We start from the raw sequence: 11,574 nt of genomic DNA on the forward strand, positions 1-11,574 counted from the left end.
CCGGGCCGCACACCGGCTCGGGGGCACCGTCGTGTGCCGTGGGGGTCAGCCGGTGTTGCGCAGGCCGGCGGCGACTCCGTTGACGGTGAGCAGGAGGGCCCGGGCGAGCAGGGGGTCGGGCTCCGTGCCTGCGGTGGCGGCGTCGCGCTGGCGCTTGAGCAGGGCCACCTGGAGGTAGGAGATGGGGTCGAGGTAGGCGTCGCGGATGGCGAAGGTCTGCTTGAGCACCGGTTCGGCGTCCAGGAGCTCGCTCTCGCCGGTGACGCGGAGCACCTCGGCGACGGTGAGTTCGTGTTCGGCGCGGATGGCGTCGAAGACGTGCTTGAGGTGGTCGGGGACGAGGGTGTCGACGTAGTGCCGGGCGATGCGCAGGTCGGTCTTGGCGAGGGTCATCTCGACGTTGGAGATGAAGTTGCGGAAGAAGTGCCACTGTTCGTGCATCTCGTCGAGCACGGTGTCCAGGCCCGCCTCCCGCAGGGCCTTGAGGCCGGAGCCGACGCCGTACCAGCCGGGGACGATCTGCCGGGACTGGGTCCAGCCGAACACCCAGGGGATGGCGCGCAGTCCGTCCAGTCCGGCGCCCGAGTCGGGGCGGCGGGAGGGACGCGATCCCAGGTGCAGGTCGGCGAGCTGGTCCACCGGTGTGGAGGCGAAGAAGTAGGCCGGCAGGTCGGGGTCCTCGACGAGCCGGCGGTAGGCGGCGTGGGCGGCGTCGCTGACGACGTCCATGGCGGCGTCCCAGCGGGCGAGCGCGTCGTCGGACTGGCGGGGCGCGGTGTGCAGGGCGGACGCCTGGAGGGTGGCGGCGACGGTCAGTTCCAGGTTCTCCCTGGCGAGGGCGGGGATGAGGTACTTGTCGGAGATGACCTCGCCCTGTTCGGTGACCTTGATCTCGCCCTCGAGGGTGCCCCAGGGCTGGGCGAGGATGGCGTCGTGGGTGGGGCCGCCGCCGCGGCCGACGGTGCCGCCGCGGCCGTGGAAGAGGCGCAGCCGGACGCCGTAGCGGTGGGCGACGTCGCGCAGCCGGCGCTGGGCGCGGTGGATCTCCCACTGGCTGGTGGTGATGCCGCCGAACTTGGAGGAGTCGGAGTAGCCGAGCATGACCTCCTGGACGTCGTCCCTGAGCGCGACCAGGCGCCGGTAGGACGGGTCGGCGAGCATGTCCTCGAGGATGGTGTCGGCGGCCTTCAGTTCGTCGGTGGTCTCGAGGAGCGGGACGATGCCGATCTTCGCCCAGCCGGCGTGCAGGTCGATGAGTCCGGCCTCGCGGGCGAGGACGGTGGCGGCGAAGACGTCGTCGGCGCCCTGGCACATGGAGATGACGTAGGACTCGATGACCTCGGGGCCGAAGATCTCCAGGGCCCGCTTGACGGTCTGGAAGACGCCGAGGGTCTTCTCGCCGGCCGCGTCGACGGGTGCGGGGACGGGGGCGAGGGGGCGGCGCGAGCGCAGTTCCTTGGCGAGGAGCTTGGTGCGGTAGTCGCGGGGCATGTCGGCGTAGCGCCAGGATTCCTCGCCGAGCCGGTCGAACAGCTGGCCGAGGGCATGGTGGTGGGCGTCGGCGTGTTCGCGTACGTCCATGGTGGCGAGCTGGAGGCCGAAGGCGGCGAGGGTGCGGATGGTGCGGGCGAGCCGGCCGTCGGCGAAGAGGCCGCCGCGGTGTTCGCGCAGTGAGGCCTGGATGATACGCAGGTCGGTGAGGAGTTCGCCGGTGCCGAGGTAGTCGTGGCCGGGCTGGTGCGGGGTGTCCTTGGCGAGGCGCTGCTTGGTGTTCTCGAGCTTCTGCCGGATGCAGGTGGCCTTGAGCCGGTAGGGCTCCTCGGCGTTGAGGCGCTTGTAGCGGGGGCTGATCTCGGGGAGGTTGTCGAGGTCGGCCTGCAGGGAGGCCAGCAGTTCCTCGGTGGCTCCGGCGTAGCGGATGGAGTTGGAGAGGAATCCGCGGAGTTCGTCGATCATCTCCAGGGCGTCGTTGATGCCGTGTTCGTGCTGGAGGATGAGGACGTCCCAGGTCACCTGGGGGGTGACGTTGGGGTTGCCGTCGCGGTCGCCGCCGATCCAGGTGCCGAAGGTGAGGGGGCGGGTGTCGTCGGGGAGCTTGACGCCGACGCGTTCGAGTTCCGCGGTGAGGTCCTCGAGGACGTCGCCGACGGCGCCGGCGTGGAGTTCGTCGAGGTAGTAGATGGCGTTGCGGGCCTCGTCGGCGGGTTCGGGGCGGACCACGCGCAGTTCGTCGGTCTGCCAGACGAGGTCGATGTTCTCGGCGAGGCGGATGTCGAGGCGGCGCCGGTCGGAGGGGATGACGGGGGTGTCGAGGAGGGCGGCGATGCGGCGCAGCTTGTTGAGGACGGAGCGGCGTGCGGCCTCGGTGGGGTGGGCGGTGAAGACGGGGCGGACGTTGAGGTGCCGCACGGTTTCCCGCAGGTGTTCGGGGTCGGCGTCCTTGAGGCGGTCGGCGGTGCGGGCGAGCAGTCCGCCCTCGGTGGCGCGCCGGGCGCGCAGTTCGCGGCCGCGGTGGACCTGTTCGGTGACGTTGGCCAGGTGGAAGTAGGTGGAGAAGGCGCGGACCAGCTTGGCGGCGGTTTCGAGTTCGGTGCCGCCCAGCAGTTCGGCTGCGGCCTCGCCGTCCTCGCGGGTGAGGCGGCGGACCTTTTCGACGAGGTCGAGGAGTTCGGGGCCGTCCTGGCGGACGAGGGTCTCTCCGAGGAGGTCACCCAATCGGCGGATGTCGGCCCGCAGTTCGCTGCTCGTGGTCGCCGTGGAGACGGTCTGGTCGTCGGCACTGCTCACAGGTGCGGCTCCTTGCAGTGTGGAAGCTGGTCTGGAGGGGACCCGGACGGCGTCTCGGGCGGCTGGTGCCGCATACGGGCCGTGCGTCCGGGAAGGAATCAGAGCGGACCGCGCTGTCCGACCGGCTTCCAGGATAGGTGTCGGCGGGGACGCGCAGGCTCGTGGGCTCGTGCCGCCGGGCCACGCACTGTCATACTTACGTTGCCGTAGGTTACGGGGCCGTAGGAAGTGTCGCGCGGTTCCGCTGCCCGGCGTCACCCTCGACCCTCACTCCTCACAGGGGACACGCATGACTTCAGGCCCGGATGTCATCGGCGAAGCCTCCCGGAGGCCCGCGCCCGACTCCCGCTCCGATGCCGGCGCCGATGCCGCCGCCGTCCCGTCCGCCACGCTGGGCGGCGAGCGCAAGCGTTCCATCGAGCAGATCACTCTGCTGCTCTTCATCGTCGTGCCGTTCCTGGCACTGCTGGCCGCGGTGCCGCTGGCGTGGGGCTGGGGGGTGAGCTGGCTGGATCTCGGGCTGCTGGTGTTCTTCTACTTCCTCGGCTGCCACGGCATCACCATCGGTTTCCACCGTCACTTCACGCATGGTTCGTTCAAGGCGAAGCGGCCGTTGAGGATCGCGCTGGCGGTGGCGGGTTCGATGGCGGTGGAGGGGCCGCTGGTGCGCTGGGTGGCGGACCACCGCAAGCACCACAGGTTCTCGGACGCGGAGGGCGACCCGCATTCGCCGTGGCGGTACGGGGAGTCGGTGCCGGCGTTGCTGAAGGGGCTGTGGTGGGCGCATCTCGGCTGGATGTTCGACGAGGAGCAGACCCCGCAGGAGAAGTACGCACCGGATCTGATCAAGGATCCGACGCTGCGTGCGGTCTCCCGTCAGTTCATTCTGTGGACGGCGGTGTCGTTGGCGCTGCCGGCGCTGATCGGTGGTCTGGTGACGATGTCGTGGTGGGGCGCGTTCACCGGCTTCTTCTGGGGGTCACTCGTTCGGGTGGCTTTGTTGCACCATGTGACGTGGTCGATCAACTCGATCTGTCACGCGGTGGGCAAGCGGCCCTTCAGGTCGCGGGACCGTTCGGGCAACGTGTGGTGGCTGGCGGTCCTGTCCTGCGGTGAGTCCTGGCACAACCTGCACCACGCCGATCCGACGTCCGCGCGGCACGGGGTGGAGCGGGGGCAGCTGGACTCCTCGGCCCGGCTGATCCGCTGGTTCGAGCGGTGGGGCTGGGCGTACGACGTGCGGTGGCCGTCACGCTCGCGTATCGATTCGCGCCGTAACCGCAGTAATACCGGGGAGGACGGCTCCCGGCGCGGGCGGGAGACGGCTGAGGCGGCATGATGGTCGCTGTGGCCACCGACTCCAGCAACACCTCCAGCAGCATTTCGGGCAACGACAAGCCGCGGCGGACGCGCCGTACCCGGATGACCGGTGCGGAGCGCCGTCAGCAGTTGCTGGAGATCGGCCGCACGTTGTTCGCCGCGAAGGGGTTCGAGGCCACGTCGGTGGAGGAGATCGCGGCGAAGGCCGGGGTCTCCAAGCCGGTGGTGTACGAGCACTTCGGCGGCAAGGAGGGGCTGTACGCGGTGGTGGTGGACCGCGAGATGCGGCGCCTGCTGGACATGGTGACGGGTTCGCTGACCGCGGGGCATCCGCGGGAGCTGTGCGAGCAGGCGGCGTTCGCGCTGCTGGACTACATCGAGGAGTACACGGACGGTTTCCGCATCCTGGTCCGCGACTCCCCGATCCCGCAGTCGACGGGGTCCTTCGCCTCCCTCATCTCGGACATCGCCACCCAGGTGGAGGACATCCTGGGCCGCGAGTTCAAGAGCCGCGGCTTCGATCCCAAGCTGGCTCCGCTGTACGCGCAGGCGCTGGTGGGGATGGTCGCGCTGACCGGTCAGTGGTGGCTGGACGTGCGCAAGCCGAAGAAGGCGGAGGTGGCCGCGCACCTGGTGAACCTGGCCTGGCACGGCCTGGACGGCCTGGAGCCGAAGCCGCGGCTGATCGGGCACCGCAAGAACTGAGTCCCCGGCCCGGACACGTGGCGCCCCGGGCCCATGACCGAAATGACGATCGGCGAGGCCGCCTCCCGGCCGGAGGATCCGGTCCGCCGGCCAGAGCAGGCGGCTTCGGCACCTCGGTCCTGCCGAGGACGTCGGCGCGGTACGCGCGGAGGCGGTCCTCGGAGCCGGGCGGTGCGGCCGGCCGCACATGGTCGACGGCGGTGAGCGTCCTTCACGCCTCCTTGACGGCGACCGCGAAGACGCGGCGGAAGGGGAACGGGGTGCCGTGCGGGCCCGCGGGGTAGGCGGTGCGCAGGGCGGCGCGGTACTCCTCGACGAAGGCGTCCCGGGCCTCGGGATCGTCGGCGAGGGCGGTGAGGACGGGGCGCAGGCCGGTGCCCCTGACCCAGTCCAGGACGGGGTCCGGCCCGTGCAGCAGGTGGAGGTACGTCGTCTCCCACACGTCGGCCGTGCAGCCGGCGTCGGTGAGGCGGTCCAGGTAGGCGGCGGGGGTGAGGACGGCGTCGGCGTGGCGCAGGGCGCCGGAGAGGCGGGCCCGCCGGTGCGGGGAGCGGGCGAGGTCGCGCAGGAGGGTGTGGCTGGGGGCGTCGAAGTTGCCGGGCACCTGGAAGGCGAGGGTGCCGCCGGGGGCGAGCGAGGCGATCCAGTCGGCGAACCGGTCCGCGTGTCCGGGGATCCACTGCAGGGCGGCGTTGCTGACAATCAGGTCGTACGGCCGGTCGGGTGCCCAGGTGCGGAGGTCGGCGTGGGCGAAGTCCAGCCGGCCGCCGCCCGGGGTCGGGCCCCGGTGGTCGGCACGGGCCCGGTCGAGCATCTCGGGCGAGTTGTCGTAGCCGGTGATGCGGGCGGCCGGCCAGCGGTCGGCGAGCAGGGCGGTGACGTTCCCGGGGCCGCAGCCGAGGTCGGCGATGCGGGGCGGATCGCCGGGAAGTTCGGGGACGCGGGCGAGGAGGTCGAGGAAGGGCCGGGTGCGCGGGCCCGCGTGGCGCAGATACTGGTCGGGGTCCCAGTCGGGATCGGTGACCGCGGGCATGGAACCTCCTGGAGCCGGCCGACGGGTGGCGGGCGCTCCACCCACATTACCTCGCTGTCGAGAAACTTGACCTCAAGAGACTTCACATCGACACAACCACTACACTGATCGCCATGGATGACGAGGTCGATCGGCTGGTCGCAGCATGGCGCCGGGAGCGTCCGGACCTCGACGTGGAACCGCTCGAGGTCCTCAGCCGGGTGAGCAGGCTCGCCCGGCACCTGGACCGGGCGCGCAGGCTCGCGTTCGCCGAGCACGGCCTGGAGCCCTGGGAGTTCGACGTGCTGACCGCGCTGCGCCGCGCGGGCACCCCCTACCAGCTCTCGCCGGGACAGCTGCTCACCCAGACGCTGGTCACCTCGGGCACGATGACCAACCGCATCGACCGCCTGACCAAGAAGGGCCTGGTCGCCCGGCTGCCCGACCCCAACGACCGGCGCGGCGTCCTGGTCCGCCTCACGGACGAGGGCCGCGACCGCGCCGACCAGGCACTGGCCGGGCTGCTGGCGCAGGAGCGGGCGATCCTCGCCGAGCTCTCCCGCACCCAGCGCGGCGAACTGGCGGGCCTGCTACGCCGGCTGACCGCCCCGTTCGACAACGTCCCGGGCTGAGGCCGGCCCGAGGTCGGCGGGGCCCACGCCCGCCCGCCGGGCGAGGGCGACGGCGGCGAGCGTGGAGTGCACGCCCAGCTTGCCGAGCACGTTCTGCATGTGCGTACGGACGGTGTGCGGGGACAGGTACAGGCGCTCGGCGACGGCCTTGCGCCCCAGGCCCGCGACCATGCACCGCAGCACCTCCCGCTCCCGCGGGGTCAGGGCCTCCACGAGCCGTTCGCTCTCCGTGCGGTGCCTGCGCGCGGCGGTCAGTTCGCGCAGCACGCCGGTGAGCAGGGCGGGCGGCAGGTGCGTCTCGTCGCGCAGCACGCCCCGGATGACGGTGAGCAGCCGGCTCAGCGAGCAGTCCTTGGCCACCCAGCCGCCGGCGCCGGCCTGCAGCGCGAGCGCGGCACGGCGCGGGTCGTCCTTCTCGGCGAGCACCACGATCCGGACCTTCGGGTGGACCGAACGCACCCCGGTGACCAGGGACATGCCGTCGACGAGGCCGTCCTCGCCGGCCGCCTGCACCGGTACGGCGGACCGGCCGCCCGTCATCGCGCCGCCCAGGTCGGCGTCGACGAGGAGCACGTCGAACCGCCGCCCCTCGCCGGCGGCGCGCTCCAGGCAGCGCAGCGCGGCCGGGCCGCTGCCCGCCGCGGACACCTCGACGTCGGGCTCCGCGGCCAGGGCCGCGGCGAGCGACTCGGCGAAGATGCGGTGGTCGTCGACGACCAGGACTCGGACACGTTGCACGAAACCCCCTTCCCCGAGCTCTCTGCAGAGCTGGGGACTACCCCGAAGTCAAAGGACGACACCCGTTCCGGCGCGGGCTCGGACCCGGAGCCCGGTCCCGGACTCACCGGTCCGGCCGCGGCCGGGCCCGGAGCGGACCGCTCGGCACCGCCCGGCCGCCGCCGTGCGCCCTCGCCGCCCGCCCCGGGCTCCGTACCCGAGTGTCTCGCCCCCTGAACGGCGCCGGCCCCCACCGGCGCTGTTCATCAGAGTAAGGGCGGGGGCGGCCGGCGGAAGGTTGTTTGCAGAACTGGCGTCCTTGCGCGTTTATGGTGAGCCGCATGTTTCGTCTCGAGGCAGAAGTCGACAGAGCCCGACGTGATCTGCTCCGCAGGCGGCTGCGGGAGACCGACACGGCCGCCTCACCGGTGCTGCGCGCCCTGCGCGGAACCCCCGACGAACGCGAGTCCCCTTTGCATGTGTGGGCCTCGGACCCGGCCGGCGTTCTGGCGGGCGGGCTGGTCGGCCACACCTGGGCGACCTGGCTGCACGTGACCCACCTCTGGGTCGACGAACGCCACCGGGGAGCGGGCCTCGGCTCCCTCCTCCTCTCCACGGCCGAACGCATCGCCGCCGACCGGCGCGGCTGCCGCTCCTCCCGCGTGGAGACCTGGGACTTCCAGGCCCCGGACTTCTACCGGCGCCACGGCTACGAGGTGGTCTGCACGATCCCCGACTACCCCCCGGGCATCACGGAGTACACCCTGACCAAGCACCTGGAGCCGGCTGCCGGGAGCCACCGGACCCGCCGGACCGGCCGGACCGGCCGGACCGGCCGACCCGGCTGAAGGCGGCACCGCCCTGCCGCCGCAGCACGCCGTGCGGCGCCCGAGCGCTTGCCGCGGCGCGCGGGACGGTGCGTCCGGTGCTCAGTGGAGCCGTCGCGCCCCCGCCGAAGGGACCGCCTCGAAGACGCGGGGGGTCTGGAAGCCGGCCGTCGTGGAGGTCTTCCGTATCGCCTCGGTGAGGGCCGCCGCCTCCGTCGCCTCGGTCAGGACGATGGCGGAGCCGCCGAAGCCGCCGCCGGTCATGCGGGCGCCGAGGGCGCCGGAGGCGAGGGCCGTGTCGACGACCAGGTCGAGTTCGGGGCAGGAGACGCGGAAGTCGTCCCGGAGGGAGGCGTGGCCGGCGGTGAGGACCGGCCCGATGGCGCGGGTGTCGCCCGACTCCAGCAGGGCGATCACCCGTTCCACCCGCTCGTTCTCGGTCACCACGTGGCGGACCAGGCGGCGGACCTCCTCCTCGTCGCCCAGCCGGTCCAGGGCCTCGTCCAGGTCCGCGTGGGCCACGTCGCGCAGGGCGTCGACGCCCAGCAGGGCGGCGCCCTTCTCGCAGCCGGCCCGGCGCCTGCCGTACTCGCCCTCGCTGTGGCTGTGCTTGACCTGGGTGTCGACCACCAGCAGGCACATGCCCTCGGCGGCCAGGTCGAAGGGGATCTGCCGCTGGGAGAGGTCGCGGGTGTCGAGGAACAGGGCGTGGCCGCTCTCGCAGCAGGCGGACGCCGTCTGGTCCATGATGCCGACGGGGGCGCCGACGTAGACGTTCTCCGCGCGCTGGCACAGGCGGGCCGACTGCCAGCCGCGCAGGCCCAGTTCGTACAGGTCGTTCAGGGCCAGGGCGACGACGACCTCCAGGGCCGCCGAGGAGGACAGGCCGGCGCCGGCCGGGACCGTGGAGGCGAGGTGGACGTCCGCGCCGGTCACCGGGTGGCCGGCCTCGCGCAGGGCCCACACGACGCCCGCCGGGTAGGCGGTCCAGTTCTTGTCCGTGCCGGGGGTGAGGGAGTCCACCGTCAGTTCCACGACGGGCGCGTCCACGTCCGCGGAGTGCAGGCGCAGGACGCCGTCGTCGCGCCGGGAGACCGCCGCGACCGCGGTGTGCGGCAGGGCGAACGGCATGACGAAGCCGTCGTTGTAGTCGGTGTGCTCGCCGATGAGGTTGACCCGGCCCGGCGCCGCCCAGACGCCGTGCGGTGCGGCTCCGTACAGTTCCCGGAACCGCTCGCCGACCGTCTCCGCGGCCGCCTCGCCGACGTTGGACTCGCTCATGCCCTGCCCCTGACCCTTCGTCACGTTCGTCGCGTACTGCTAAACGCCCGGCTCGGTGTGCCGCTGCGCGAACTCCCACGCGTCCGCGACGATGCCCGTGAGGTCGGCGTGGGACGGCTTCCAGCCCAGTCTCTCGCGGGCCGTGGCGGCCGAGGCCACCAGGACCGCCGGGTCGCCGCCCCGGCGGGGGGCCACGACCTCGGGGATCGGATGGCCCGTGACCTGACGGACCGTCTCGACGACCTCGCGGACGGAGAAGCCGTTGCCGTTGCCGAGGTTGCAGATCAGGTGCTCGCCCGGGGCCGCCGCCTCCAGCGCCAGCAGGTGCGCCTCGGCCAGGTCGGCGACGTGGATGTAGTCGCGGACGCAGGTGCCGTCCGGCGTCGGGTAGTCGTCGCCGTAGACGTTGATCGCCTCGCGCCGGCCCTGGGCGACCTGGAGGACGAGCGGGATCAGGTGGGACTCGGGGTCGTGCCGCTCGCCGAAGTGGCCGTAGGCGCCGGCCACGTTGAAGTAGCGCAGCGAGACCGCGCCCAGGCCGTGCGCCGCCGCCTCACCGGTGATCATGTGGTCGACGGCGAGCTTGGATGCCCCGTAGGGGTTGGTGGGCCGGGTCGGGGCGGATTCGGGGATCGGGACCTGGTCGGGCTCTCCGTAGGTCGCCGCGGTGGAGGAGAAGACCAGCCGGCGCACGCCCGCCGAACGCATCGCGTCCAGCAGCGCCATGGTGCCGCCGACGTTGTTCTCCCAGTACTTCTCGGGCCGCACGACCGACTCGCCGACCTGGGAGAACGCCGCGAAGTGCAGGACGCCGTCGAAGGAGGCGTCCAGCCAGGTGGCGGCACCGCGGATGTCGCCCTCGATGAAGGACGCACCGGCCGGGACGGCCTCGCGCACTCCGGTGGAGAGGTCGTCGAGGACGACGACCTCGTGGCCGGCCTCCAGCAGATGCTGGGCCACGACACTTCCGACATAGCCCGCGCCACCGGTGACCAGGTATTTCCCGCTCATGGACTCGCTACCTCCCGCAGTCGCTCGGCCGCCCGTTCCGGCGGCACGTCGTTGATGAACACGTTCATACCGGACTCGGAACCCGCGAGGAACTTCAGCTTGCCGGAGGTGCGTCGAATGGTGAAAAGCTCGAGGTGGAGCGCGAAGTCGTCCCGGGTGACCCCGTCGAACTCCGCCAGTGTGCCGAACGGGGCCTGGTGCCAGGCCGCGATGTACGGCGTCGGGGACTCGCCCTCCCCGTCGAAGATCCGGTCGAACCGCCGCAGCAGTTCCAGGTAGAGCCGGGGGAACTCCGCGCGTGCCGCCTCGTCGAGTCCGAGCAGGTCGGGCACCCTGCGCTTCGGGTACAGGTGGACCTCGTAGGGCCAGTGCGCCGCGTACGGCACGAAGGCGGCCCAGTGTTCCCCCTCCAGGACGACCCGCTCGCCCGCGCGTTCCTCCGCCAGGACGGCGTCGAACAGGTTTCCCCCTCCGGTCGCCTCCTTGTGCAGGGCCGCTCGGCGCAGCATCAGGGCGGTGCGGGGGGTGGTGAACGGGTAGGCGTAGATCTGCCCGTGCGGGTGCTGGAGGGTGACGCCGATCTCGGCGCCCCGGTTCTCGAAGCAGAACACCTGCTCGACGGAGGGCAGATGGGACAGCTCCGACGTCCTGTCCGTCCAGGCGTCCAGGACCAGCCGGGCCTGCCGCTCGCTCAGGTCGGCGAAGGAGGCGTGGTGGTCGGAGGTGAAGCAGACGACCTCGCAGCGGCCGGAGTCACCGGCCAGTGAGGGGAAGCGGTTCTCGAAGACCACGACGTCGTACGAGGAGTCCGGGACCTCGCTGAGCCGGTCGCCCTCGGAGGGGCACAGGGGGCACTCGTCGGCCGGGGGGTGGTAGGTGCGGCCCTGACGGTGGGAGGCGACGGCGACCCGGTCGCCGAGCAGCGGGTCGTGGCGGATCTCGGACGTCGTGACGGTGGCGGCCAGGGGGCGGCGGTCGGCCGCGTCGCGCACGGTGTCGTCACGCAGGTCGTAGTAGATGAGTTCGCGACCGTCGGCCAGCCGGGTCGAGGTCTTCTTCACTCCGGACGCTCCATTCGAGCCGTTCACCGCACTGCTTCCGCACAGCACTGTTTCTGCGCAGCACTGTTGCTGCACAGCACTGTTCCCACGCCCTTCCAACAGAACTCAACACACAAAAACACAACACACCACAATCGTCAACGCCGCCCTCGCGGGCGTCCTGCGGGAGGGACAGGAGCAGGGAGCAGAGGTGGGGGTGTCCGCGGTGCCGCGGACACCCC

10 protein-coding genes and 1 pseudogene are annotated in these 11,574 nt (G+C 72.0%); 4 read left to right on the forward strand and 7 right to left on the reverse strand.

Going from position 1 to position 11,574, the window contains the following annotated elements; translation table 11 throughout:
* Positions 1-45 precede the first annotated feature (45 nt).
* Positions 46-2,787 carry a phosphoenolpyruvate carboxylase gene (gene ppc, locus ACWEQO_RS17565; RefSeq protein ID WP_452983995.1) on the reverse strand — a complete coding sequence of 914 codons (2,742 nt, stop codon included), beginning with the start codon at positions 2,785-2,787 and terminating at the stop codon, positions 46-48.
* Between the two features lie 289 nt (positions 2,788-3,076).
* Between ppc and ACWEQO_RS17570 the strand changes: the two genes are divergently transcribed.
* Both ACWEQO_RS17570 and ACWEQO_RS17575 read left to right on the forward strand, forming a co-directional pair.
* On the forward strand, positions 3,077-4,126 hold the full coding sequence (locus ACWEQO_RS17570; protein ID WP_361454894.1) for an acyl-CoA desaturase: 1,050 nt from the start codon (positions 3,077-3,079) through the stop codon (positions 4,124-4,126).
* A complete protein-coding gene (locus tag ACWEQO_RS17575) occupies positions 4,123-4,812 on the forward strand; it encodes a TetR/AcrR family transcriptional regulator (protein ID WP_361454891.1) in 690 nt (229 codons plus the stop codon). Before ACWEQO_RS17570 ends, ACWEQO_RS17575 begins: the two co-directional genes overlap by 4 nt.
* Before the next feature lie 88 nt (positions 4,813-4,900).
* On the opposite strand, the pseudogene ACWEQO_RS17580 reads toward ACWEQO_RS17575, so the two are convergent.
* Positions 4,901-4,999: pseudogene (locus ACWEQO_RS17580) on the reverse strand (glyoxalase); the annotation flags it as partial.
* A 24-nt stretch (positions 5,000-5,023) separates the two neighbouring features.
* Positions 5,024-5,845, reverse strand: coding sequence for a trans-aconitate 2-methyltransferase (locus tag ACWEQO_RS17585; RefSeq protein WP_452983997.1), 822 nt, complete (start codon positions 5,843-5,845; stop codon positions 5,024-5,026).
* A gap of 113 nt (positions 5,846-5,958) precedes the next feature.
* Between ACWEQO_RS17585 and ACWEQO_RS17590 the strand changes: the two genes are divergently transcribed.
* A complete protein-coding gene (locus tag ACWEQO_RS17590) occupies positions 5,959-6,456 on the forward strand; it encodes a MarR family winged helix-turn-helix transcriptional regulator (RefSeq protein ID WP_361454885.1) in 498 nt (165 codons plus the stop codon).
* Here the strand turns inward: ACWEQO_RS17590 and ACWEQO_RS17595 are convergent.
* A complete protein-coding gene (locus ACWEQO_RS17595) occupies positions 6,415-7,194 on the reverse strand; it encodes a response regulator transcription factor (RefSeq protein ID WP_361454882.1) in 780 nt (259 codons plus the stop codon). The two genes, ACWEQO_RS17590 and ACWEQO_RS17595, sit on opposite strands and share 42 nt — an antisense overlap.
* 308 nt (positions 7,195-7,502) lie before the next feature.
* Here ACWEQO_RS17595 and ACWEQO_RS17600 point away from each other — a divergent pair, with 308 nt between their 5' ends.
* On the forward strand, positions 7,503-8,021 hold the full coding sequence (locus ACWEQO_RS17600) for a GNAT family N-acetyltransferase (RefSeq protein WP_452984000.1): 519 nt from the start codon (positions 7,503-7,505) through the stop codon (positions 8,019-8,021).
* 81 nt (positions 8,022-8,102) lie between these two features.
* Here the strand turns inward: ACWEQO_RS17600 and galK are convergent, their stop codons facing one another.
* From galK to galT, 3 genes are read right to left on the reverse strand one after another with little or no spacing between them, the layout of a single operon-like run.
* Positions 8,103-9,281 carry a galactokinase gene (gene galK, locus ACWEQO_RS17605; RefSeq protein ID WP_452984002.1) on the reverse strand — a complete coding sequence of 393 codons (1,179 nt, stop codon included), beginning with the start codon at positions 9,279-9,281 and terminating at the stop codon, positions 8,103-8,105.
* A 39-nt stretch (positions 9,282-9,320) separates the two neighbouring features.
* Positions 9,321-10,292, reverse strand: coding sequence for a UDP-glucose 4-epimerase GalE (gene galE, locus ACWEQO_RS17610; RefSeq protein ID WP_452984004.1), 972 nt, complete (start codon positions 10,290-10,292; stop codon positions 9,321-9,323).
* Positions 10,289-11,353, reverse strand: coding sequence for a galactose-1-phosphate uridylyltransferase (gene galT / locus ACWEQO_RS17615; RefSeq protein ID WP_452984006.1), 1,065 nt, complete (start codon positions 11,351-11,353; stop codon positions 10,289-10,291). Before galT ends, galE begins: the two co-directional genes overlap by 4 nt.
* Positions 11,354-11,574: the final 221 nt, after the last annotated feature.

Source organism: Streptomyces sp. NPDC004051 (assembly GCF_053604275.1).